The sequence below is a fragment of the bacterium (Candidatus Blackallbacteria) CG13_big_fil_rev_8_21_14_2_50_49_14 genome (assembly GCA_002783405.1).
In the GTDB taxonomy this organism is placed as follows: domain Bacteria; phylum Cyanobacteriota; class Sericytochromatia; order UBA7694; family UBA7694.
This window is the reverse complement of the sequence record PFGG01000065.1, coordinates 260,659-281,519: the sequence shown is the minus strand read 5'-3', so window position 1 is coordinate 281,519 and position 20,861 is coordinate 260,659. Positions and strand designations below refer to the sequence as shown.

The following is a 20,861-nucleotide window of genomic DNA, read 5'->3' as shown; positions in this document are numbered from 1 at the left end:
GAGATTGTAAGGAGAGATGATGAAACAATTTGGAACGCTGACCTTCTTCTGTGGAAAGATGGGAGCCGGAAAATCTACCCTGGCGAAGGTTCTTGCAGCGGATAAAAATGCTGTACTTATATCTGAAGACGAGTGGCTTTCAGCACATTATTCTGGACAAATTCACACCTTTGATGACTATCTGAAGTTTTCAGCGGGTATCAAGCCTTTTATCAAATCACATGTTCAGAACATCCTACAAACGGGTACCTCTGTTGTGATGGATTTTCCTGCCAATACGGTAGGTCAACGAAAGTGGTTTAAGCAGTTGTGTGCTGAAATTGGCTGCGAACATGAATTGATTTTTCTCGACTTAAGCGATCGGCAATGTTTATCGCAGATCGCGAAACGTCGGCTCGAACAGCCCGAACGGGCATCGTTTGATACCGAAGCCATCTTCACTCACGTGACACGTTTTTTTGAAGAACCCTCTGAAAATGAAGGGCTTCGGATGAATCGGATGGCCGGAAATGCTTAACCACCATGACCTGGATCTGAAATTGTGAACAATTTGGTCGCTCTGAATACAAGGCTTGGAAGAGGACAATATTTAAAAAATTATTAAACTGTGAATTGTTTTGCGATGTATTTGGAAAGTGTAAACTTGAGGCTTTGCGCTATGCAAATGACTCATTCCCTTGACTATGTAAGAGGTAAAAAATGAAATTTTCTTTCAAGATATTATTATTTGCCTATTTTATATCCTCATTTCATAGTATAGCTTCATATGCTTATTCGCCAGGAGATCCATACACATATGTGAAATCCTCTTTTGATGGTAGATTTTTTGCTCGAGTAGTTGGAACTAGAAAAGAAAGATATCTAGACTTATTTCTAGTTGAATCAGATAAAACAGATAGACATCTTTGGCGAATCGAAAAATTTTATATTTTTCCAGAAGAGTTAATAGTGAGTAACTCACCTACTATAATTACCTTTTCTAAATTGTTGAGTTGTAGTTATGAATTTAGAGATGGTTGTCATCCAGACGATAATGAAGTCGCGTTGGTTTTTTATGGTTGGGATTCTCAAGATGCTAAAGTCAAGATTCTCTTTCAATATCAAATCAAAGATTTGTTAGGGGAGAAACAATCAATTATTGAAAATAATATTTTAAGAGGCACTTACATTTGGTTCAAACATATAGATAGACAATACGGATATTTACATATTAAATTATTGAGTAATCAAGATTTATATTTTGATTTTTATTCCGGAAAAAAAATAGATAAATTACCAAAGGACTTAATTATAACTGACAATGATGATTAAAATTGAAGACCAAAACCAATTTATAATTTTATCATTGGCTGATTTAGAAAGAATTATTCCACTTGAGAGATCTGGTAAAGCTCTCAATTATGGCCAAGGTGAAGGTCAGATTCAAATTGAAAATACCATATGGGGATTTTATATCACTGACCATAAGAATTATAGAATTCAGTTTGAAGAGGGCAAATTAAGTTGGGAGCAATTTAATTTATATTATGAAGAAATATTCAATAAAATTCGTTTGGAGTTTGGCAATGACATCGAATTTGTTTCAGAAGGAATTCTGCAGAACTGTAAGCCTCATGAAAAGTTTCTTCCATGAAAATTTTTATTGCAACCGTATCCTTCAAGCTGTACCCCAAGGGCATAAATTCTTATTTGTCAGCGCAGATCACCTGCGTCGAACAAGCCAAACAGCTGAAAGTACTTACAGACCCGTCGTTACTCTCCTTGTTCTACTGGCGCAGTAGCCGATAGAGAAATAATAAAAGCATGATTTTCTTTTTATGATAAGAAAAGGTTGGAACCCTACTCGTAGAAACCGAAATATAGGCACAGCTAAAAGTGGGCATTCACAAAATAATCAGATGGTAATCCCAGAACGCTGGTTGCAAAGATATTGGGAAAAATTAAGCGATCCTGTTCTGGTTCCTTTAAATATCAAAGGGTATACCCTCAATTTGTTTGTTGAGCCAACACATACTGGATTTAAACATGTATGCACCCCTCAAGATCTTGTAAAAGTATTGGCGTTGATAGAACCGTTTCATTTAGAGCAAATTGAAAATCTCGTTTTCCGTCAGCCGAGTAAAAATGAGCACTCTTTATGTCCTGTATGGGGGCGCTTTATCTATTTTGCTTCTCTTGGTCGCTATGCTGGCCCTGGAATATATTTAGAAGCCACGAAATTAAATGGGAGATTAAAGTGGTCAAAGAATGTGAGCCCCTATGGACAAAAAGAAATTGAAGCCTTAGCCAGTGAGGGCCATATCATATATCAAAATAAACGTGGCTATGAAATTCAAACGACTCCTGAAAGCGTTCGGAATACACAGTTGTTTCGAACGCTTCCCCATGAATTTGGCCATGCTGTAGATTATCTTGTTCATGCAATAGAACCCGCCCAAAAAGCTGTGAATGAATTGGAGTCAGAATTTATCTATGAACAGTTTCTTTCGAAGCCAAAACAAGATAAAGAAGAATTTGCCAACCGATATGCCAAGGCATTTTATGAAGAATATTTAAAAAGAGGTTTATTCCCTTTTAAGCAGATATGGGATGAAGATGCAATGATTGAACAAAATTTAAACCCTGAGTGGTTTTGCAAAATAGAATAAATATATTGGCTCTGGATGTAAAATTAATAGGATTCAGTGAGGAGCGATACCATGACTTGAACTTAGACAAGCTTTATAGATGATTTTTAAGCTTGAGTAGATTGTGTACTCCCTGAAGGAAACAAGTGAACAAATGGAAAATCTGAATCTCTCTCCTGCGAATGATTCAATACCGGTTATATTTTCTCGTCTCAGCATACGCAAGGTTTTTATTGTTTTTATCTTGATTTGGATCGCTCTCAAACTGAGTACATCTGTTTTTCTAAAATTGAATCCCAACGATTCAAAAAATTTTTTAAACTATTTCCAATACGGGTTTTATTTTATTGATAAAACCCTGTATTTTGCTTTTGCCATTTATTTAATTCGTTCTCTGAAGCAAGATCATATTAGTTTTAAAACTGCATTGGGTGAGCCGGTTTCTTTGCCGGTACTGAAAGAATCGATTCGCGTTTTTATGGTGAGCGCAGTTGCCGTATTTTTAGTGGCGTTTTTATTACTGAAAACCATACTGATATGTTCTGTAAACTTTCCAGGTTCAAAACAATATATGTCATTTTTTCTTTTAATAACTTTTTTTAGCTCGCTGATTCAAAAGTTAACATCGGGAAATATCCTTGTTTCAACAGCTGGGGATACGTCTTGGTTTCTATTGGGCTTTAATTACCTGGATTTGTTTGTCCTGCGCCCATTTTGTATCGCAATTATTTTTCGCTTGTGGATATTTAACCGTCTTCGCTATAAATTTGGATCTTTAAAAAAAGCATATATAATTACTTTATTTCTGCTGTCTATTACGCAGAGTGGGGCGTTTCTTGAGATTTTGGGGCTTGGCTTTGTCTTGATACTTATATATGTTTATACAAAAAGTTTAAAACTAACCATTATCTTTCATTCTGGTTACACTTTGTTTTCTTATTTTATTTATAAATTTATTAGTAAATATTTTACAAAATATGTCTATTTAAAATCATCTTTTGGTGATTATGGTTGGATTCTTATTTTTTCAATTCCAGTAATAGTCATTCTTATTTTTTCTGTTTATCAGTCGTATCAGATCTTAAAAAAATCAGAGCCAAAACTATTCGGTTTTTGAACTCTGTGTTTAAACTTCTTGGCGTTTTGTTTGGCGCGCAGAAAATTTGATTCTGAATCAAATTTCAGAACCTGTTCCTTTTCAAATTTAAGAAGGGCAGGCCCTTGTTACGCAATCTGGCTGCGTGCGACAAGTTTTTACGTAGTGGGTTTGCAAAAGCGTAGCGAGAGAAGCCCTTTTCTTGAGGCGGTGAGTGTCAACTGCGTTTTTCTACTTCAAAAATAAAATCGACGATCTGCTGGCTCAGCATCGGCCAGAGACCTGCCGGAAGATTGTGTCCCATGCCTTCGATGGTGACGAGTTTTGCGCCTGGAATGGCAGCGGCTGTGGCGATGCCCCCACTTGGGTCGCACAGGCTATCCGCCAGACCATGAATCACCAGCGTTGGAATATTCAAATCTTTGAGTTTTTCTGTGCGATCACCTGAGGCCAAAGAGGCGACGGCTTGGCGGGTAACAGACAGTTCATCGTGATCGCGATCCCAGGCCAGACCTGCGGTTTTGGCGATATCTGCTTCTGATGAGGGGTAAAGGGGCGAACCCACCACGGTGTAGGTTCTTAAAGCGCGTTCAATGACCTGTTCACGGGTTTTGGCAGGTGGCCCCCCAAAGACAGACTTCATGGTTTCGGGGTGAACCTGTCCCACCGCCGGATGGCCCGTGGTGGACATCATGGAGGTTAACGAAAGCACGCGTTCAGGATATTCAAGGGCAAGGGTCTGTGCGATGGCTCCCCCCATTGAAGCCCCCAGCAGGTGTGCTTTTTGAAGGCCCAGTCGATCCATGAGGCCAATGGTATCGGCTGCCATATGTGAGAGCGTATAGCTTACCGTGCTGAAATCTCCTTGCAGGGCCGCCGCAAAGTTGGGGACTGTGGCGTGATGCAGATGCGTTGAATGCCCCGAATCGCGGTTGTCAAAGCAGAGCAGAGAGAGGTTGTGGGCAATAAGTGCGTCAAGAAAGCCCTGTGGCCAGTGAATCATTTGGGCCGCAATGCCCATAATGAGTACAAGGGCCGGTGCTTCGGGGTTCCCTGCTTGTAAATAAGCCAGGTCGATTTTATCTGGGCCCACTGCTTTTGCTATTTTTTCATTGAACATGTTTTAAGAGCCTTTCGTATAGGTTTTAAGTGCTGAGTTGAGAAACTGAAACAAAGGCGGGTCCCAGCCCGCCAGGTTTTGGGGGGGAGCGAATTGGCGCAGGGTAGCAAGTGCCTCAAGAACATTTTCATTGCCCCCACTAAACTGCTGAAGTGCGATCACGATTTGTGCTGTTACAATTTGGGTTTGTTTGATCTCCTCTAAGGACAGTCCCAGATCTTTTAAGGCCAGAATTTTGAAGATTTTCTGAAGATCAGGGGTCTGATAAACTCGATGGCCTGAGTTTGTTCTGCCAGGAGCAAGCAGGCCCATCTGCTCATAATGATGCAAGGCCCTGATGGTCAGACCTGTTGCTTGGGCGAATTGACCTATGCGCCACATCGGTTTCTCCTTGGGTAGCTATTTTGTAAGCTGTGTTCCCACTACTTTATAACCTAACGTTACGTCAGGTTCAATTGGCGCAGTGCAAAGGATTTTGGGGGGTAAAAAGGCTTTGTGTTAGAATAGCCTGTATTAAGCGCTAGGTTGTGATCTGCCGGTTTACCCTTTCTTAGTTTTAGTAAATGAAAACACCCCAAACGATCGAAACGGGAGTAGATGAACAATGTATGATTGGTTGCGTCAAGATTACGAGACATTGACTCAAGCCGCTGAATTGGCTCCGCCAGCAACAGAAAACGAGATTGAGGCCCTTGAGAAGGCTTTAAACTTGAAGCTGCCCCCTGCATTGTCTCAGTTTTTGCGGATTGCCAATGGGGCACGTTCCTGGGGAGTGTACGGGGAGATTTATAGCACCCAGCGTATTCGTGAGCAATTTGATGAATGGGGATTTTTGCCTTGGTCAGGGGCTTTGCAATTGCTGGATCCCGATTTTGAGGAGAGCCACTATTACAGCCAACGTCCGGGGCATTTTCTGATGATTGCCCAGTCGCCTCAGGGGGCGGATTGTTATTGCTTGGATACTTACGCGCTTCAAGCTGAAGAGTGGCGGGTTTGCTATTATGATGCCGAATTTGAAGTCTCAGATCATTTGCGTCCCCGTTTTCAAGATTTTGAGGCTTTTTTATTGGCTGGTTTGGATGGGGTGCTAGAGCAGATCGAGGACGAATCACTGTTGGAGGATGCGAACTTTTGGGCAGCATATGAGGGCTATGTTCAACAGTCCCAAGAGGAGAATCAAGCGTTTCTTGAACACTATCAGCCGCCGATCGGCTACCCGCAGGAACTCAAAGACTGAGCGTTTGTGTCTGAATCTGAGCGAAGAGGATGGGGCTTGTTCCCCTTGAGATCAGTTTTTTTTCAAATTCTATTCAATTGTGCAAAAATGAATGCATAAAAACGGTCCTGCCGTATGTGGAACCTTCTAAGAGACAAGGTAAGAATAAATGACGCATCTTCCGCTTTTAATTGCAATTCTAATATTTTTGGCTGTGATCATGGGCATTGCGCTGTTTTCGAATGGCAAAATGGAGACCGAAGAAGACTTTCTGGTGGGGGGTCGCAGCTTTAATATCTGGCTGACCACGTTTTGCCTTTTTTCGACCTGGTTTGGGGCCGGAACTTTAATTACTGCCACCGATGAAATTGCCCATAAGGGTTTGGTTTCGACTGCTTTAGAACCCTATGGTGCTGGCATGTGCCTGATTCTCGCTGGCCTGTTTTTTGCCAAACCCCTTTGGGATTTACAATTGCTCACTTTTTCGGATTTTTATCGTCTCAAGTTTGGCCCCAAAGCAGAAATGGTAACCGTTTTGCTGACGGTTCCCACCTATGTGGGCTGGATCGCCGTTCAACTGATCGCCCTCTCTCAGATTCTGAGTACCTTTTTTCCCTTGCCGTCGGGTCTGTTTATTGTGCTTGTCGCCCTGATTTCGCTCTTTTTAACCATCACTGGCGGCATCTGGTCGGTGAGCCTGACCGATAGTTTTCAGATGTTTATTATCGTTCTGGGCTTGGTTTATCTCTTCTGCCGGATTGCCTTTTGGGGCAACCAGAGCTTTGATGCACTGCTGGCGGGTATTCCCAAGGAGTATTGGGTGGTCATGCCCCTGGATAAATTCAGCCATACGGTACAGTGGTTCGGGGTCTTTTGCGTGGCTGCTCTGGGCAACCTGACCGGACAGGATCTCGGGCAACGTATTTTCAGCGCTAAATCTGCCCAGGTCGCCAAAACCGGTACCTTACTGGCCGGTGTGGCGTATATGCTCGTGGGCAGTCTGCCTGTTTTCTTTGGCTTGACGGCCTTCAAGACGCTTGGCCCCAATTTTCAGGGGTCGGTTATTCCCCTGCTGATCAAAAATTACCTCGACCCGATCAGCACGATTATTTTAATGCTCACCATTCTTTCGGTGGTTTTGTCAACGATTACCAGTGCCCTGTTGGCCCCAGCCAGTGTGCTGGCCCATAACCTGCTCAAAAAGTATTTTCAGAAGGTTTCGACCCTCGTGCTCTGCCGCTATGCGGTGTTGATTGTGACTGGCCTGAGTGTTGCGATTGCTTTTATGGGCAGCAATGTTTATGGTCTCTTGGAAAGCTCCTATGCTGTGGGATTGGTGGGTTTCTTTGCCCCGCTCTATATTGGCCTTAAGAGCCAGAAACTCGATGAGTCGTCCTGTCTTTTTTCAATGCTGATCGGCATGCTCTTTTGGCTGCCAGATTTGTTTATCGAAACCGAATGGCCGATGGCTTTGCTGGGAACGTTGATGTCTTTTGTGGCTTATTATCTGCACTACCATTTTTTACGCAAAAAGCCAGAGCTGAGTGCTTCGTAAGGTTTAAATACAAGTTTATTTTCTGCCCTGATTGACACTTGCAGGCAACTGCTTCAGGTCTGTTCGGACGCAAGCCTGAGGATTGCTTCAGCTTTGCGTTTTTGCGTTCTCTTCGCCGTCTCTCGTTTTTCCATGCAGTGCAGCCCAAACCCCAGGTTGGGTGAGTTCTTGAAAAATCTCTTCCATCCTCTGCGGGCTATAGGGCATGCCTTCTTCCAGCCACCACATCATCAACTGCAGCAGGCTTCCGGCTAAAAAATGAGCCACGATCTTGATGGGTTTTGGCAATATACAAACAGAACGAATTTCCCGCCAATTTTCATCGATAAGTTGTCAAAAATGAAGCAATTTGGTTTGACTCTTCTCGATTGGCTGCACAGCGTTTTGTGACCGATTGTCTGCTGCGGGTGTGTCTTGGCAACAATGCGCCCTGCGGGTGCAGGGGGGCCGTTTCTACGGAGGCTGGCCAGGGGCCTGCTACTTGAGGAGAACAGGCCTGAACCAGCCATTCAGGTGCTGGATTTGCAATTCAGTCACTGTTAAACTGTTTGAGAAGCAAGCTTGGCTGAGACTTCGCAGTTGCAAAAGCAATTGAAACGTATGAAGGAGAACCCAACATGGCAGAGATTGATTTTTTTCAGGCAATTGCGGGGGAATGGCAAGGCGAAAAAATTCTGCACGATCCCTTTTCAAATACAGAAATGAAATCTGAGACGGCTTTTCACAATGCCTTGATTCTGAATGATCGTTTTCTTGAACTGAGTTATAGCTGGGAATACGAAGCTCGCAAACAGTCAGGAAAATTAACCCTGGGCTACCATCAGGACAAAGGCACCTTTTTTGCCGATTGGATTGATACCTGGCATATGCCTTCGGATTTTATGCAGCTCAAGGGCAAACCGATTGAGAATGGGATTGAACTCTATGGCGAGTTTGAAGTGGAAGGATCGCCCAACTGGGGCTGGAAGATCTTGATGCACTTTGCCTCGCAAAATTTGAAAATCACCATGGTGAATATCTCTCCTGAAAAAGAAGCATTCCCAGCCGTGGATATTGCTCTGGTCAGAAGCTGAGCCTGAAGCCTCACCAAGGGCGATAGTGATTGGGGCTTATGCCTCTGTGGATGCTTGTGGTTCAATCCCATGCCACAAAAGCTCAATAAAATCTTCTACTTGTGCGCCATCGACAGCCGGTGAGCTGACATGGCAGACATTTTGAGTAAAGGCCCAATTGTGTAAAGCCCCGAGAATCGTAGAAGCCAAAGTTTCAACATTGCAGGGGGCCAAACGTCCTTGATCCTGGGCTCTTTGCAGCCAGGCTGTAAAGGCTCTGAAGGCCTGGGCAGGGGGAGAATCCTGGTTGCTTTTGTCACAGCTGTTTCCAGGTTTGAGGCCCGCAGCCTGCAAGACGGCCATGCTTTCCTGTAAGGCTTGAAAATAGTTAGCAATGACTTTGCTATGTTCAAGCAATTGTTCGCGAATGGGGCGAAGATCGGGGCCCGCTTCAAGCGCCTTGACCCAGGAGAGTTTTTCACTGCTGCCCAGTGCTGCCAGCATCAAGGCTTCTTTGGAGCCAAAGCGGTTAAAGAGGGTGGTGTGACTGACACCCAGTTCGCTTGCAATTTCAATCGCGGAGACACCTGCTCCCCGTTCAAGAAAACAGCGCCGTGCTGTGGCGATAATCTGTTCATTGCTGATTTGCTTGGGTCTTCCCATTCTGACTCCTTACGAACTTGACACAATCTGATGTGTTTATTATATACTCATAATTAGTTTCTTTCCGGAAAGAAACTAATTAAAGCAGAACTGAATTTGTTCTGTTATCAATTTTGTAGATAAGGAAACATAAGCAATGACCTCAACACTTCAACTTTTATTGCCCCTCAAAACAGCTGAGCTGAATTTTAAAAACCGTGTTTTTATGGCCCCCATGACCCGTTCACGGGCTCCAGAACATCTGGCCACTGATTTGATGGCTCACTACTACCGTCAACGCGCTTCTGCGGGCTTGATTTTTACCGAGGGGACGCAAATCAGCCCCCAGGGTATTGGCTATATTTCTACCCCTGGTTTGCATCGCACTGAACAAGCCCAGGCCTGGAAAAAAGTGACCGAGGCCGTTCATGAAAAACAGGGCTTGATTTTTGCCCAGTTATGGCATGTGGGGCGCGTTTCTCACCCTGAGTTTCACCAGGGGGAGCTTCCTGTGGCTCCTTCTGCCTTGGCCTTTGAGGGCATGGCTTTTACATCCAGTGGCCCCCAAGCTGTTGTCACGCCACGCGAGCTCAGGGTTGATGAAATTCAAAAGATAGTCGAAGCTTATAAAGCCGCGGCCCAATTTGCCAAAGCAGCGGGCTTTGATGGCGTTGAAATTCATGGTGCCAATGGCTATTTGCCCGCCCAATTCTTAGAAGATGGCTCCAATCAACGTCAGGATCACTATGGGGGAAGCCTTGAAAACCGTGCCCGTTTTATGTTGGAAATTTTTGAGGCTGTGAGTGAGGTTTGGAGCAAAGGGCGTATCAGCCTGCGACTTTCACCGCGAAATCCTTACAATGGCATGCATGATTCAGATCCTGAAAATACCTATCTCTACTTGGTCAATGAATTGGAAAAAAGAAATCTGGGAATTTTGCATTTTATGGAACCCCCGCAGTTGTCTGAAGGCATTGAGCCGCTACTGCCCAGAGTGCGCGAAATTTTTTCAGGAACCCTGATTGTGAACGCGGGGTATACCCGAGACACCGCAGAGCAGGTGATTCAAAAGCAATGGGCAGATGCGGTTTCGTTTGGCTCTGCTTTTCTTGCCAATCCTGATTTGCCGCAAAGATTTGAGCGGCAGGCAGAACTCAATACTCCCGATCAAGCGACCTTTTATGGGGGCGATGCCAAGGGGTATACCGATTACCCTTTTCTGGCTGGAGACTAACGACACGGTTGCTGAATTCTCAAGCTTTGAGTTTTACGAATCAGGTATCGCTGGGTATCTGATTCGTTTCTCCCTCTGCTTGAGGCGCGTCAAAAAAAATTAACCAAACAGCTGTTGATAGCGTTCGCAAAAAACCTGGTGGTGCGTATGGGCCATTTGTCCCAGGGTATGATAATCAGCTTTCAGCAGACGCACTTCGGGGAAATAGGCTTCAGGCAAATAGGGGGCAGCGGTCATGATGTTTTTGTGAAAAGAGCTGCGGGCAAAGAGGTAATTGAAATAACCCTCCGGGCTATCCCATGCGGCTTGAGCTAAAAAGTACTTGAGGTCTTCGCTAAAGCTGCTTAAGCGCTTTCCCCATGTTTGAAGAGCATAGATCGGTTCCAACTGATTTTCAAGTTGCGCGGGCAATTGCTTGCTGGTTTCAAAGGTGTAAATGAAGGCCTGCAGGCTTTTGTCTTTCAATACGGCTTCTAAGGCCAAAGGCTCAGCGCCATAGCGCAAATACGCATTGGCTAAAATTTTGACATATCCCAGGCGTGTGAGTAAATCATTGATTTGATAACGTTCTGTGGCCTGTTGCGCCGATAATTGGGTTAAGACCAACGAAAAGCTATCACTTGTGAAGGCTTCTTTTAAAAAATAACTGACGAAACCCTGTAACTCTGGCCCCAAGGCCACGTGCTTAGAATCCTTCACGATCAGCATTTTGTTTTTATTGGCCCGTGAGAGCCCGGTTCGGATTGCGCTTTCAGAATGGCCAAAGTACTGAGCATAGGCCTTTACCCCTTTTAAAGAAGGCCAGGAAACTTTGCAGCCAAGCGATTGTAAAACCATGGCTTCAATCCCCGGAGAAGCCAGGAGATCTTTCAAAGCCATGGGATATTTTTGAACGAAGGAACTCATTTTTGCAGATTACCTCAAAAGGGTTTCGGGTCACAAGTCAGTATATGTTACAATATTTTTAAATAAAATAAAAATATGTAACAAGTGAGGCGTCTATGAAACGCAATCAGACCCTTGTAGGATTTGCTATTTTGGCCATGTTGAGCAGTTGTGGTCTGGGTTTCTTTTTGGCTCCGACCGTCGATTTTTCTGATTCGCCGCGAGTCTCTGCCCCCGACTACCACACGCCTTCTGCTTGGGCGGCGCATCCCCTTGCACCTGCCAATACGCGTTTAATCCCTCCGGGTTTGCAACGGGCATCCACACCCCAAGCAGATGTGTTTTTTGTGCATCCTACGGCCTGGATGAGTCGTATCCAGTGGAATGCCGATTTTAATCCCGGTCCAGCCCGGGAAATTGTGGATCAAATTTCGATGGGGTCTCAGGCCAGTGTCTTTAATGGCTGTTGTCGGATATTTGCACCCCGTTATCGTCAGGCGACGCTTGGGGCCTTTTATGCGCCACAGGCCCCAGCCCAGGCGGCCTTTGAATTGGCTTACCAGGATATTGCACGGGCCTTTGAAGGCTTTCTCAAAGACAATCCCAAGCGACCTTTTATTTTGGCGGGTCACAGCCAGGGAAGTCTGCATCTGATGCGTTTGATTCAGGAAAAGATTGCGGCAACTCCCTTGCAGAAACGTTTTGTGGTGGGTTACTTACCGGGAATGGGTTTGCCCCGAGACTGGTATCAAGAACCCACGATTCGCAAGGCTGGAATTCTCCCCTGCGATAGCCCTGAGCAAACAGGCTGTGTGGCTGCTTGGGATACCTACCGTGAGGGAGCTGAAGTCAAAGGGCAAGAACCTGTTTATTATTGGCACAATGCCAGCTTGCGGCATTTGCCTCTCAACCAGGCCCGCCAGTGTACCCATCCGATCACCTGGCAGGCACATACCCAGCCCAGTCCCCTTTCAGCCCATGCCGGGGCTGTTGAAATGATCAATACGGGTTCTGCTTTTGCCTTCCAAGATATTATTTTTTCTCAAAAGCCCTTGGGCATTCAAATTACAGCTCTCAAAGCTCCCAGAAAAGCTTTACTCAGTGCCCGCTGTGAAGGTTCTGCGCTCAGAGTTCCTGATCTCGGCGTCTTGAATTATCCTGCTATGGAGACTCAGCCGGGCAATTACCATCTGCTGGATTACGAACTCTTTTGGCAAAATATCCGCGACAATGCGCAGTTGCGGATTCAAGCCTGGCAAAGTCAGCAAACAGATCCCGCCTGAGGAGTCACTTCCAATTGGGCTGTTCACATAGCTTATAAAGCTTTATTTCATGCGTTTTTGCGATGGTTTTGGATTTGTTTTTTGTGAGGTTTTAGACTTCTGTCTCTGTGTGGATTTAAAGCCGGATTTGGGGGCAGCCTTTTCACTTGGTTTGGCTGGGGATTTGAAGCCTGCCCTGGGTTCTGATTTTGTACCTGGCTTTTGCCCAGACTTCAAGCCAGATTTTGCTGGGGCTTTTGCTCCCGGCTTGGGTGTCGCTTTGTAATCTGAGTTTGAAGCCTTTTTTGAATTGGGTTTTTGTGCAGCTTTGGCTTTGGCATTGTTTTTTTGTGCTGTTTTCAAAGCCTGTTTTTTGGCTGCTGTTGCAACAATTTGAAGATCTCCGCGCCCTTGATTGCTCAGGGCTTTGTTGATGCGGGCCATGCGTTCGGCATCTTTTGAAGTGACAAAATTATAGACATTGCCGGCGCGGCCAGAGCGCCCCACACGCCCACTGCGGTGGAGATAATAATAGGGTTCAGAGGGCAGATCAAAATTGAGGACCCACTCTAAATGGGGGATATCGATGCCACGGGCAAAGACATCTGTAGAAATTAAAATTCCACCGTTAATTCTAAAACTGTCCATGACGCTGACACGTTCTTTGATCTCTAAATCTTTGTGCAGCAGGTAAAGGTCCTTTTGACCTGCGGTCTGAAGCTCTTCAAACAAGCGTTTGGCGCGTGCTTTATTGCCCATGAAGATCACGCCATTCCGGTCTTTTTGTTGTTTGATAAACACCTTGACATAGCTGAATTTACTGGCTTCTTCCAAGGCAATATTAAAAATATCGACGGTATTATTGAGCAGGTTTGCTTCGCCTTCCCCAAGGGTTTGCAGTTCAAAAGCGGGAAAAAAATCACGGATGGTTTCAGTAAAATTTGCAGGGCGGGAAGCGCTGACTAAAAAGAGTTGAAGATTTTGCGCGCTTAATTCAAAGGCAATGTCCTTGATTGTTTTTTTAAACGAGGGCTCCAGAAGCTGATCGGCTTCATCCAAAACCAGAAATTTCAAATTCTCTTTGGCAAGCTCTTTGTTCTTTAATGAGCGGATGCAGCGTTCGGGCGTTGCAACCAGGATATCTATCGAGGTGGTGAACATACTTTTTAAAGATTTTCCCTTGTCGCCGCCCACCAGTTTGCGAATGCGCAGTTTTGAAAAATGGGAGATTTCTTTGGCCACATCGAAGATTTGCAGGGCCAATTCGCGGGTGGGGGCCACAATCAAAACCTGGGGGCCGCCACTGGGTGCCGATTGTGCTTGGGCTTCCATGGCTTTCAGCCGTTGAATCAGGGGCAAAAGATAGGCCAGGGTTTTGCCGGTGCCGGTACGGCTTTGTATCGTGAAATGGCCTTCCCCGATCAGTTTGGGAATGCAGTCGCTTTGAATTTTGGTGGGGATGGTAAGGGAAGCGGATTCAAGATAATTCAGCAAATCTGGATTGCTGATCAGTTCTGCGAATTCATTTTTTTTCGTTGAATTCATGGGGCCCTCTTTTATAAATCGATAGTCTGATGTTTTTTATCATCCAGATTTTTTCTGGACAGCCTAAAACAATTGGTTGCTTGGCACGGAGTCTTCTGCGTTATAAGTATAGCTGAGATTGGTCTTGGGCAGCTGATTTGCACTTTGACGGGGTGTTTCAGACAACGTCCCTTTTTCCTTTGGTATACAATGGGGCAGGCTGTGCCTGCGCTGAGCAGCAAAACAAAGCCCGGCCCGAGGAAGTAAACCATGCTGAAAGCTATTTTATGTCTGCTCTTTATTTTGCTGTGGGGCCCCAAGGCCAGGGCCCTGCCCAGTGCCACGCCAGCATCTGAAAGTGCCTGCCGTTGGACTCAGAATGCGCAGATCATTTTCAAAGCTTCTCATGAGCTCCATCAAATCTGGCAATTTTCAGAAAATCCTGTGTTCTGGTCTACTCTTTTGCCAGCTTCAGCGAGTTTAGCTGCTTTTCGTCAGGCGGTTCAGACCCAGATACCCGAACTTGAACCCCATGCCTATGCTTTGATGCACCCCCCTGCAGAGGATGGGGAAGCCTATAATAAGCGACTTGCGCTCTCGAGTCGGGTGGCTCATCTCGAACCAATGAACTGCCTGGAAGCACTTTTATTGAGCGAACAGACTGCGCGCTTGCCGATGTTACAGGCTCCCTCGGAGTTTGGTGCTTTTATTTTGCGGCGGCGAAATGAATCAGGAGATATGCGCTACAAAGTCTATTTTTCTACTTTGGATCAACCGGGTTTGAAAATGAATGCCCTGGTTATGGCGCAGATTGAATCTGATCGTCAGCAGGGCTGGACAGTGTGGGCCCATTTGCACAACCATAATTTTTTTCCAGAGAAGGCAGACCCCTATGCCTCACCCAGTCCGAGCAAAACAGATATTGAATTTGCTCGCATGATGAAGCAGTCGCTGGCGCTTGAAAATTTATGGGTGACCAATGGCTTTCATACCCTTCATCTTCCCCAGCAGGCCTTTGCGCTTTTCCATGGACACAGCGATGAAGCCCAACAAACAGAGCAATAAGCAGGAGCACAAACCTTCTCCGATTCCTTGAGGCCTTCCCTCGATAATACAGCACTGCGGGTGGCCCAGAATCTGAGTGGCAAGGCCTTTTGTTTGCTGTATTTATTCTAATTAAGTGATTGAATTAGAATATTTTGTTGCGTGTGTTTTCTCTGCAAAGCGCCTTTTGCTGAGCGGTGAACCGTTAAGGATCTGCTTTGCGATTTCCACGCTTTGAAATTGAAGCATAGGCATGTGAAAATGAAATCTGATCTGTAATGAAAGAGGAGAACCCCTGGATGATCTCTCGATTGAAACTTTTCAGCTTGATGCTCTTGCTCGGACTGATGCTGGCTCCCGCTGTCTTTGCAGATTCTGCTCAAGAGGCATTTTTGCAGGCAGCTGAAAAGGGTGATCTCAAGGCGCTGCAAAAATTGATGAATGCCCAGATAGATCTAGATGGAAATCTTTATAATATCAATGAAAGTTATGAATTTCACTCGCCTGCGATTGTGAAAGCCGCTGAAAAAGGGCATTACCCGATTGTTGAGTATTTACTTAAAAAGGGGGCCAAACCTGATGCTTCAGTTTTTCACTGGACCGCCTTGCAGGCTGCAATTGCGCGCAATGACCTTAAGATGGTCAATTTATTGTTGAAATTCAAAGCGGATCCCAATTTGGGTTTGGAATATGATTCAATGGGCAAATCCTTTGCCGGTGAAGACGGTGTGACGCCTGTCATGAAGGCCGCACAAAGGGGTTCGGTGCCTCTGTTGAGGGTTTTGCTGGCTCATGGCGGCAAGCTGATGCAAAAAGATGATACAGGTTGGGACGCCCTTCACCATGCTTTGCGTGTCGAGAAGTTGAATTTAAACTGTTTGGAATTTCTGCTCAAACAGTCCTTTCCGATTCGAACGGAAGGGTCTTATCTTGCAGAGGCTTTGAGATATTCTAATTTCACGGCAGTGCGGGTTTTATTGAAACGGGGAGTGCCCGTGAATCTCTACGACCTTCAGAACAAAGAGCCGATGCTTATGGCGCTCAATAGCCCCTCTCAAAACCTGAATGGGAGTATTGAAAAGCTTTTGTTGGATGCGGGAGCCAATCCCTGGCAGAAAAATATGCATGGTTTGAATTATTTTATGAACTTTTATGACCCTTCTTCTAAACAAGCCCAAGTATTCAAGGATTATGCCAAAAAAACAGCTCAGAAACAGCTTCAGGCACTTAAGAAAAAAAATCAAAACCCCAATCAGGCCAATGAAGCTGGTTGGACCCCCTTGCACTGGGCTGCCGCAGCAGGAGATCAGGTCTTCCTTGAGTCTTTGCTGAAGAAGGGGGCCGATCCCCACAAGCAGGATCGACTCGGCTATTCGCCCTTGATTTTAGCGGCCCAGGAAAACCCGCAGCTTTTACCAAGTTTCGCAAAATATGCTGTCGACTGGAAAGCCCGGACGCCTTTTGGCGATGTGATGAGCAATCTTTTAAGCTGTGGCGATCTCAGGCAGGTTGATTTTCTACTGGCTCAGGGCTTATCTCCCAATGCGCTGATCGCACTTCCTGAGCTTGAAAAACGATACGAAATCAACTGTCCGAAAATAAGAAATCGCTTTGGAAGTTTTTATCAAACAGAGATGACTCCCTTGGGCTTGGCCACGCTTCAACTGGATCTTGAGCTGGCAAGATTTTTAATTGAAAAAGGGGCTGACCTCAATCTGCCCATCAGTGGGCATCTCAGGCCTTTGTTTGTCTTGCTGGAAATGAAGTTTTACAATCCTCAGGAGCATCAGGCTCAAATCCAGGCTCAGCAAGCCCTGTTTGAACTCTTTGCGGAGTCAGGAGCTGATTTAGAGGCCTTTGGGCCTTTTGGCAGTACGCCGTTTCTGGTGGCTCTCAGCCAAGGCCACGATGCGATTATTGCCAGTCTTTTAGCACGTGGGGTTGAGATTGACAGGGTTCAACCCGGCGGTCTGACCCCTCTATTTTGGGCGGTTTCCAAAAATAAACAGGAATGGGTGCGCTTTCTGCTTGAAAAAGGAGCCAATCCCAACCGCAGGTTTCAACGGGATGCACTCAGTAAATCCTTTATGCCTGAAGATCAAGATGATTCAAATTATTTCCCGATTTTTCCGATAGAATCTCTTGAAATTATGGATGGAACCACTTTATTGGAGCTTGCCAGAAAGAAAAACAACCCGGAAATTCTTCAAATGCTTGAGGCAAAGATTGGAAGCTAAGTTTGATGCCCGCCGTCTTGTCGCCAACTTTTGGGAGGCTTGAGTTTCAGCTCAAAATGGACAAAGATTTTGAGGAAAACTAATCATTTTCAAAAATTTAATGAATAATCTAAAATCATCTAAAACAAAAATGATTTGCTGTATTTTCGTCACATTTTTATAACAATTGCGTTCAGGGGCACCCTCACGAAAATTTTTTCCAGAAGCCTGAACGCTTGTTCTGATCAGGTTTTGGGCGCAGCGCATAAAACAGGGCGTTTTTGCTAACTACTTGCCGTATTTTAGGCCCAAGGGTCATAATGCCCAACGGCTGAAATTTGCCTTTTCTTTAACTTTTGTTAGGGAATCCCCTGATGGAGGCAGGGAACAGAAAAAGCAAAACAGAGGTTTTTAAATGAATAACATCGTAGTCACTATCTTAGGTTTGGCGCAATTTTTTTTACTGCAGAGCGCATTTGCCACACCTACTTCCAACTTAGAGCACAGCTCTCTTCCTACCCACGCCACGCATTCTGAAGCGGAACCCCCCACAGAAAAACTGCAACTCGCATATAGAGATATCCGTCAAAACAGGTCAGATGATCTTGCTTTGATTGATCAACAGCGCTTGGCCGATGCGCTGCGTTCCCCCAGTCTGACTGAAATTCAGCAGGGTGCGCTTTTACGTGTAGGACAGCAAGGGCCGGCTGTGAAAGAAGTCAAAACGCTTTTGAAACGTTTGGGTTATCCGGTGCTTCTGAATGAGCATTTTGACCGTGAAACCCTGAATTTTATTGGTCAATTTCAAGAAAAACACCAATTGGTTCAAGCCCAAAGCCATTACTGGGGAATCGTGGGGCCTGAAACCCTTGATAAACTTAAAAAAACAGCCAGCCTGGGTCTTTACAATGCCCGTATGGGCGTGGCCCTGGTGAATTATTCCCGCTCGCATGTGATTGGCACGGAAAGATATTGCTACCGTTTTGTCGCCGATGCGATCCATTCCGTGACTGAGCCTTTTTTAGAGGGGTACCATGCGTATATGGCTGCCGATTATTTGGCCAAGAACCGTCATTTTCAAGAGATCTTCCCTTCCCTCGATCATTTGGAAAAATTGCCAGCAGGCGCGATCGTGGTGTGGGGCAAGGGGCATTCTCGTTCTGGCCATATTTCAATCGCGGATGGTCAGGGCAATGAAATTTCTGATCATATCCGTCCTCAAATGCTCTCTCACTATGGCGGAGCCAGTTACCGGGTCTTTCTGCCCGTCGAGACCCAGAACACACTCTAAGCAAAACACCCTTTAAGCAGAGTCTGCCAGGGCGAATAGGTATTTTTCCCTGGCAGATTGTGCCCCAAGCGCTTGCTGGGTTTCTGCAATCGCCTGACCGGGAAGGGGCTGCACGCGTCTTAAAGGCGATGCTGGGCATGAAAAAAATTGTGATTTCTGAATTGGAAGCTGCGTTTCTGGGAAAATAGTTTTTGGTGATAGTTGAAGAAAGTCGCTTGAAAGGTGGACTGGCCGGTGACGCTTACGATTCGATTGGAAGAAAAAAAAGACTATTCAGAGATTGAACGTTTAACCCGTTCTGCTTTTTGGAATCTGAATGAGCCCGGCTGCAATGAACACTATCTCCTGCATCTTCTGCGTGAGGCTACCTGCTTTGTTCCTGAACTCGATTTTGTGGCCTGTCTGGAGCAACGCCTGGTTGGCAATATTGTTTATACCCAAGCCAAAATTCAAAAAGACGATCAAAGGGAGCTTGACGTATTGTGTTTTGGGCCGGTGTCTGTGCATCCCGACTTTCAGCGCCAGGGTATTGGCCGGGCCTTGATTGCGCACAGTCAAAAAGTAGCTCGGGAATTGGGCTTTCAGGCGATTTTGATTTATGGCGATCCGGCCTATTATGTCCGCTTGGGCTTTGTTCCCGCTGAACAGTATGGCATTGCCACGGCAGATCATCACTATGCAGATGCCTTGCAGGCTTTTGAATTGCAGGCAGGGGCCCTTCAAAATGCGCAAGGTCGGTTTATTGAAGATTCCATTTATGATATCGATTCAAAGCAGGCAGAGCTATTTGATCTGGCCTTTGAAGCGAAAGCCAAGCAAACAGGCTTGCCCTCCCAAATGCGCTTTTTGGAAATTGTGAAACGGCGAAAACCGCGAGCCGTTTAAACAAATAGAGTATGCTGATACCAGCGTGTGAAGGCTTTGTCTGCCCTTGTTTGGGGTGACCTGCGGGAAGCGAATAGGCGTGAGGTGAGGTGTGTATGTCAGAAAAAATAGCGGTGAAGGGCGATTGGTTGGTTCATGCCGATCGGGCGGCTGTTTACGCCATCATTTCAGATTTTGAACGCATGCCTGAACATTTTCCCAGAATTGCCCATGCCATGAAGCTGCTGAAACGTGAGGGTCAGTTGCTGACACTTGAAGCGCAGGCTGCTTCTTTTGGGAAGTATTTTCCCAAGGTGAAAATTAAGCTGGAGGTTGAATTGTTGCCAGACAGGGGCTATCGCTGCCAGACGCATAATCTCAGCTTCAATACCCGCGGAGACGAAGAACTGCTTTTGAGTGATGCCCCTGAGGGCACGCGCATTGAGTATACCTACTATGTAGCCCTTCAATACCCGCTCTTTCTTCCACTCTATGCTTGGCTGACGCGCAAACTGGCTCTGCCCTTTTGGAAGCACAGTTTTATTGACCGGCTGGAAGAAATTTTAAATCCTCAGCCCCGCTGATTCAGCGCTCTTTGCGTTTGGATTCGGCTTCAAGCAGCTGGGCTTGCCAAAGGGCCTCGCGGCTTGCGTTCTGGGGCCCCAAAAAATAGCCCAAACGCAGCCAGAAGCGCCACGCTCCCCAGAGCGCGATCAGCAAAGAGGCCAAGCCCAGCAGAATCATGAAAATAGGCATGATGTGTTACCATTCCTTATCATGACGAAGTTTTTTGAAACTGTCAAAGAGGAAACACCATGAATTTTTCACGCACCTTTTCGCGTTTTGCTTTGGGAGGTTTCTTGCTGGTTTGGGGCATCGGCACTGCACCTGCTCAAGCCGGGGTCTTTGACCTGATGCAAGCGGAGAAAATCGGGCCCCTGAAACTCGGTTTGGCAGTGTCAAAACTTCCGGATTTTAAACACTGTAAGTTGCAAAAAGGCGAGCGTCAGTTTTGGGGGGCGGATGGGGCCTACCATCAGCATTGGTTTTCAAAAGTCTGTGGTTTTGATCTGGTGTTGCTGTCTGAACGCCAGGATTCGGCCCAAACCCTTGAATCGGTCCGAATTTTTGCGCCCAATGCCTGGAAAACCCTGGCGGGAATTGGTTTGGGCAACTCACTCGCCCAGGTTCAGAAAGCCTATGGCAAACACTACAATGCCGCAGAAAGTCTGG

General features: G+C 45.8%; 22 protein-coding genes. 15 read left to right on the top strand and 7 right to left on the bottom strand.

From position 1 onward, the window contains the following. Positions 1-19 precede the first annotated feature (19 nt). The 5 genes from COW20_18210 to COW20_18190 all read left to right on the top strand — a co-directional run bounded on the left by COW20_18210 (position 20) and on the right by COW20_18190 (position 3,744). A complete protein-coding gene (locus COW20_18210; GenBank protein ID PIW46174.1) occupies positions 20-517 on the top strand; it encodes a 1-deoxy-D-xylulose-5-phosphate synthase in 498 nt (165 codons plus the stop codon). 281 nt (positions 518-798) lie between these two features. Continuing rightward, a complete protein-coding gene (locus COW20_18205; GenBank protein ID PIW46173.1) occupies positions 799-1,311 on the top strand; it encodes a hypothetical protein in 513 nt (170 codons plus the stop codon). Then, a complete protein-coding gene (locus COW20_18200) occupies positions 1,301-1,633 on the top strand; it encodes a hypothetical protein (GenBank protein ID PIW46172.1) in 333 nt (110 codons plus the stop codon). The genes COW20_18205 and COW20_18200 overlap by 11 nt, the downstream gene beginning before the upstream one ends. A 265-nt stretch (positions 1,634-1,898) precedes the next feature. Then, a complete protein-coding gene (locus COW20_18195) occupies positions 1,899-2,648 on the top strand; it encodes a hypothetical protein (GenBank protein PIW46171.1) in 750 nt (249 codons plus the stop codon). A gap of 133 nt (positions 2,649-2,781) precedes the next feature. Further along, the gene (locus tag COW20_18190) at positions 2,782-3,744 is read left to right on the top strand and encodes a hypothetical protein (GenBank protein ID PIW46170.1); all 963 of its coding nucleotides are present in this window, start codon (positions 2,782-2,784) and stop codon (positions 3,742-3,744) included. A gap of 196 nt (positions 3,745-3,940) precedes the next feature. Here the strand turns inward: COW20_18190 and COW20_18185 are convergent, their stop codons facing one another. Together COW20_18185 and COW20_18180 are read right to left on the bottom strand one after the other, a co-directional pair. Beyond that, on the bottom strand, positions 3,941-4,843 hold the full coding sequence (locus COW20_18185; GenBank protein ID PIW46169.1) for an alpha/beta hydrolase: 903 nt from the start codon (positions 4,841-4,843) through the stop codon (positions 3,941-3,943). Positions 4,844-4,846: 3 nt separating this feature from the next. Next, positions 4,847-5,224 carry a MerR family transcriptional regulator gene (locus tag COW20_18180; protein ID PIW46168.1) on the bottom strand — a complete coding sequence of 126 codons (378 nt, stop codon included), beginning with the start codon at positions 5,222-5,224 and terminating at the stop codon, positions 4,847-4,849. A gap of 223 nt (positions 5,225-5,447) precedes the next feature. Here COW20_18180 and COW20_18175 point away from each other — a divergent pair, with 223 nt between their 5' ends. Together COW20_18175 and COW20_18170 are read left to right on the top strand one after the other, a co-directional pair. Continuing rightward, positions 5,448-6,080, top strand: coding sequence for a hypothetical protein (locus COW20_18175; GenBank protein ID PIW46167.1), 633 nt, complete (start codon positions 5,448-5,450; stop codon positions 6,078-6,080). A 148-nt stretch (positions 6,081-6,228) separates the two neighbouring features. Next, positions 6,229-7,614, top strand: a complete 1,386-nt coding sequence (locus COW20_18170; protein PIW46166.1) for a sodium:solute symporter — start codon at positions 6,229-6,231, stop codon at positions 7,612-7,614. Between the two features lie 87 nt (positions 7,615-7,701). Here the strand turns inward: COW20_18170 and COW20_18165 are convergent, their stop codons facing one another. Continuing rightward, positions 7,702-7,902, bottom strand: a complete 201-nt coding sequence (locus COW20_18165; protein PIW46165.1) for a hypothetical protein — start codon at positions 7,900-7,902, stop codon at positions 7,702-7,704. A 329-nt stretch (positions 7,903-8,231) separates the two neighbouring features. Here COW20_18165 and COW20_18160 point away from each other — a divergent pair, with 329 nt between their 5' ends. Further along, the gene (locus tag COW20_18160; protein PIW46164.1) at positions 8,232-8,687 is read left to right on the top strand and encodes a hypothetical protein; all 456 of its coding nucleotides are present in this window, start codon (positions 8,232-8,234) and stop codon (positions 8,685-8,687) included. A gap of 36 nt (positions 8,688-8,723) precedes the next feature. On the opposite strand, the gene COW20_18155 is transcribed toward COW20_18160, so the two are convergent. Next, positions 8,724-9,329, bottom strand: a complete 606-nt coding sequence (locus tag COW20_18155) for a TetR/AcrR family transcriptional regulator (protein ID PIW46163.1) — start codon at positions 9,327-9,329, stop codon at positions 8,724-8,726. Between the two features lie 136 nt (positions 9,330-9,465). Between COW20_18155 and COW20_18150 the strand changes: the two genes are divergently transcribed. Next, positions 9,466-10,542 (top strand): alkene reductase, encoded by a 1,077-nt coding sequence (locus tag COW20_18150; protein PIW46162.1) that lies wholly within the window; start codon positions 9,466-9,468, stop codon positions 10,540-10,542. A 99-nt stretch (positions 10,543-10,641) separates the two neighbouring features. On the opposite strand, the gene COW20_18145 is transcribed toward COW20_18150, so the two are convergent. After that, entirely contained in the window at positions 10,642-11,448 is an 807-nt protein-coding gene (locus COW20_18145; protein PIW46161.1) for a hypothetical protein, read from the bottom strand. 95 nt (positions 11,449-11,543) lie between these two features. Between COW20_18145 and COW20_18140 the strand changes: the two genes are divergently transcribed. Next, positions 11,544-12,710 (top strand): hypothetical protein, encoded by a 1,167-nt coding sequence (locus COW20_18140; protein ID PIW46160.1) that lies wholly within the window; start codon positions 11,544-11,546, stop codon positions 12,708-12,710. Positions 12,711-12,752: 42 nt separating this feature from the next. On the opposite strand, the gene COW20_18135 is transcribed toward COW20_18140, so the two are convergent. Continuing rightward, positions 12,753-14,234, bottom strand: a complete 1,482-nt coding sequence (locus COW20_18135) for a hypothetical protein (GenBank protein PIW46159.1) — start codon at positions 14,232-14,234, stop codon at positions 12,753-12,755. A 249-nt stretch (positions 14,235-14,483) separates the two neighbouring features. On the opposite strand from COW20_18135, the gene COW20_18130 reads away from it, so the two are divergent. Together COW20_18130 and COW20_18125 are read left to right on the top strand one after the other, a co-directional pair. After that, positions 14,484-15,278 carry a hypothetical protein gene (locus tag COW20_18130; protein ID PIW46158.1) on the top strand — a complete coding sequence of 265 codons (795 nt, stop codon included), beginning with the start codon at positions 14,484-14,486 and terminating at the stop codon, positions 15,276-15,278. 257 nt (positions 15,279-15,535) lie between these two features. Further along, positions 15,536-17,494, top strand: coding sequence for a hypothetical protein (locus COW20_18125; GenBank protein ID PIW46157.1), 1,959 nt, complete (start codon positions 15,536-15,538; stop codon positions 17,492-17,494). A gap of 51 nt (positions 17,495-17,545) precedes the next feature. Here COW20_18125 and COW20_18120 read toward each other — a convergent pair whose 3' ends face one another. Beyond that, positions 17,546-17,740 carry a hypothetical protein gene (locus COW20_18120; GenBank protein PIW46156.1) on the bottom strand — a complete coding sequence of 65 codons (195 nt, stop codon included), beginning with the start codon at positions 17,738-17,740 and terminating at the stop codon, positions 17,546-17,548. 148 nt (positions 17,741-17,888) lie between these two features. On the opposite strand from COW20_18120, the gene COW20_18115 reads away from it, so the two are divergent. The 3 genes from COW20_18115 to COW20_18105 all read left to right on the top strand — a co-directional run bounded on the left by COW20_18115 (position 17,889) and on the right by COW20_18105 (position 20,212). Beyond that, complete coding sequence (locus tag COW20_18115) at positions 17,889-18,764, top strand: hypothetical protein (GenBank protein ID PIW46155.1); 876 nt, start codon at positions 17,889-17,891, stop codon at positions 18,762-18,764. 234 nt (positions 18,765-18,998) lie between these two features. Beyond that, on the top strand, positions 18,999-19,649 hold the full coding sequence (locus tag COW20_18110) for a GNAT family N-acetyltransferase (protein PIW46235.1): 651 nt from the start codon (positions 18,999-19,001) through the stop codon (positions 19,647-19,649). 95 nt (positions 19,650-19,744) lie between these two features. Then, the gene (locus COW20_18105; GenBank protein PIW46154.1) at positions 19,745-20,212 is read left to right on the top strand and encodes a hypothetical protein; all 468 of its coding nucleotides are present in this window, start codon (positions 19,745-19,747) and stop codon (positions 20,210-20,212) included. The last annotated feature ends 649 nt before the right edge of the window (positions 20,213-20,861 follow it).

Excerpts from the sequence above, each read along its gene's own strand:
- COW20_18210 (PIW46174.1), top strand. The coding sequence starts at position 20 with ATGAAACAATTTGGAACGCTGACCTTCTTCTGTGGAAAGATGGGAGCC.
- COW20_18200 (PIW46172.1), top strand. The coding sequence starts at position 1,301 with ATGATGATTAAAATTGAAGACCAAAACCAATTTATAATTTTATCATTG.
- COW20_18195 (PIW46171.1), top strand. The coding sequence starts at position 1,899 with ATGGTAATCCCAGAACGCTGGTTGCAAAGATATTGGGAAAAATTAAGC.
- COW20_18190 (PIW46170.1), top strand. The coding sequence starts at position 2,782 with ATGGAAAATCTGAATCTCTCTCCTGCGAATGATTCAATACCGGTTATA.
- COW20_18185 (PIW46169.1), bottom strand. The coding sequence starts at position 4,843 with ATGTTCAATGAAAAAATAGCAAAAGCAGTGGGCCCAGATAAAATCGAC.
- COW20_18180 (PIW46168.1), bottom strand. The coding sequence starts at position 5,224 with ATGTGGCGCATAGGTCAATTCGCCCAAGCAACAGGTCTGACCATCAGG.
- COW20_18175 (PIW46167.1), top strand. The coding sequence starts at position 5,448 with ATGTATGATTGGTTGCGTCAAGATTACGAGACATTGACTCAAGCCGCT.
- COW20_18170 (PIW46166.1), top strand. The coding sequence starts at position 6,229 with ATGACGCATCTTCCGCTTTTAATTGCAATTCTAATATTTTTGGCTGTG.
- COW20_18160 (PIW46164.1), top strand. The coding sequence starts at position 8,232 with ATGGCAGAGATTGATTTTTTTCAGGCAATTGCGGGGGAATGGCAAGGC.
- COW20_18155 (PIW46163.1), bottom strand. The coding sequence starts at position 9,329 with ATGGGAAGACCCAAGCAAATCAGCAATGAACAGATTATCGCCACAGCA.
- COW20_18150 (PIW46162.1), top strand. The coding sequence starts at position 9,466 with ATGACCTCAACACTTCAACTTTTATTGCCCCTCAAAACAGCTGAGCTG.
- COW20_18145 (PIW46161.1), bottom strand. The coding sequence starts at position 11,448 with ATGAGTTCCTTCGTTCAAAAATATCCCATGGCTTTGAAAGATCTCCTG.
- COW20_18140 (PIW46160.1), top strand. The coding sequence starts at position 11,544 with ATGAAACGCAATCAGACCCTTGTAGGATTTGCTATTTTGGCCATGTTG.
- COW20_18135 (PIW46159.1), bottom strand. The coding sequence starts at position 14,234 with ATGAATTCAACGAAAAAAAATGAATTCGCAGAACTGATCAGCAATCCA.
- COW20_18130 (PIW46158.1), top strand. The coding sequence starts at position 14,484 with ATGCTGAAAGCTATTTTATGTCTGCTCTTTATTTTGCTGTGGGGCCCC.
- COW20_18125 (PIW46157.1), top strand. The coding sequence starts at position 15,536 with ATGAAAGAGGAGAACCCCTGGATGATCTCTCGATTGAAACTTTTCAGC.
- COW20_18120 (PIW46156.1), bottom strand. The coding sequence starts at position 17,740 with ATGCGCTGCGCCCAAAACCTGATCAGAACAAGCGTTCAGGCTTCTGGA.
- COW20_18115 (PIW46155.1), top strand. The coding sequence starts at position 17,889 with ATGAATAACATCGTAGTCACTATCTTAGGTTTGGCGCAATTTTTTTTA.
- COW20_18105 (PIW46154.1), top strand. The coding sequence starts at position 19,745 with ATGTCAGAAAAAATAGCGGTGAAGGGCGATTGGTTGGTTCATGCCGAT.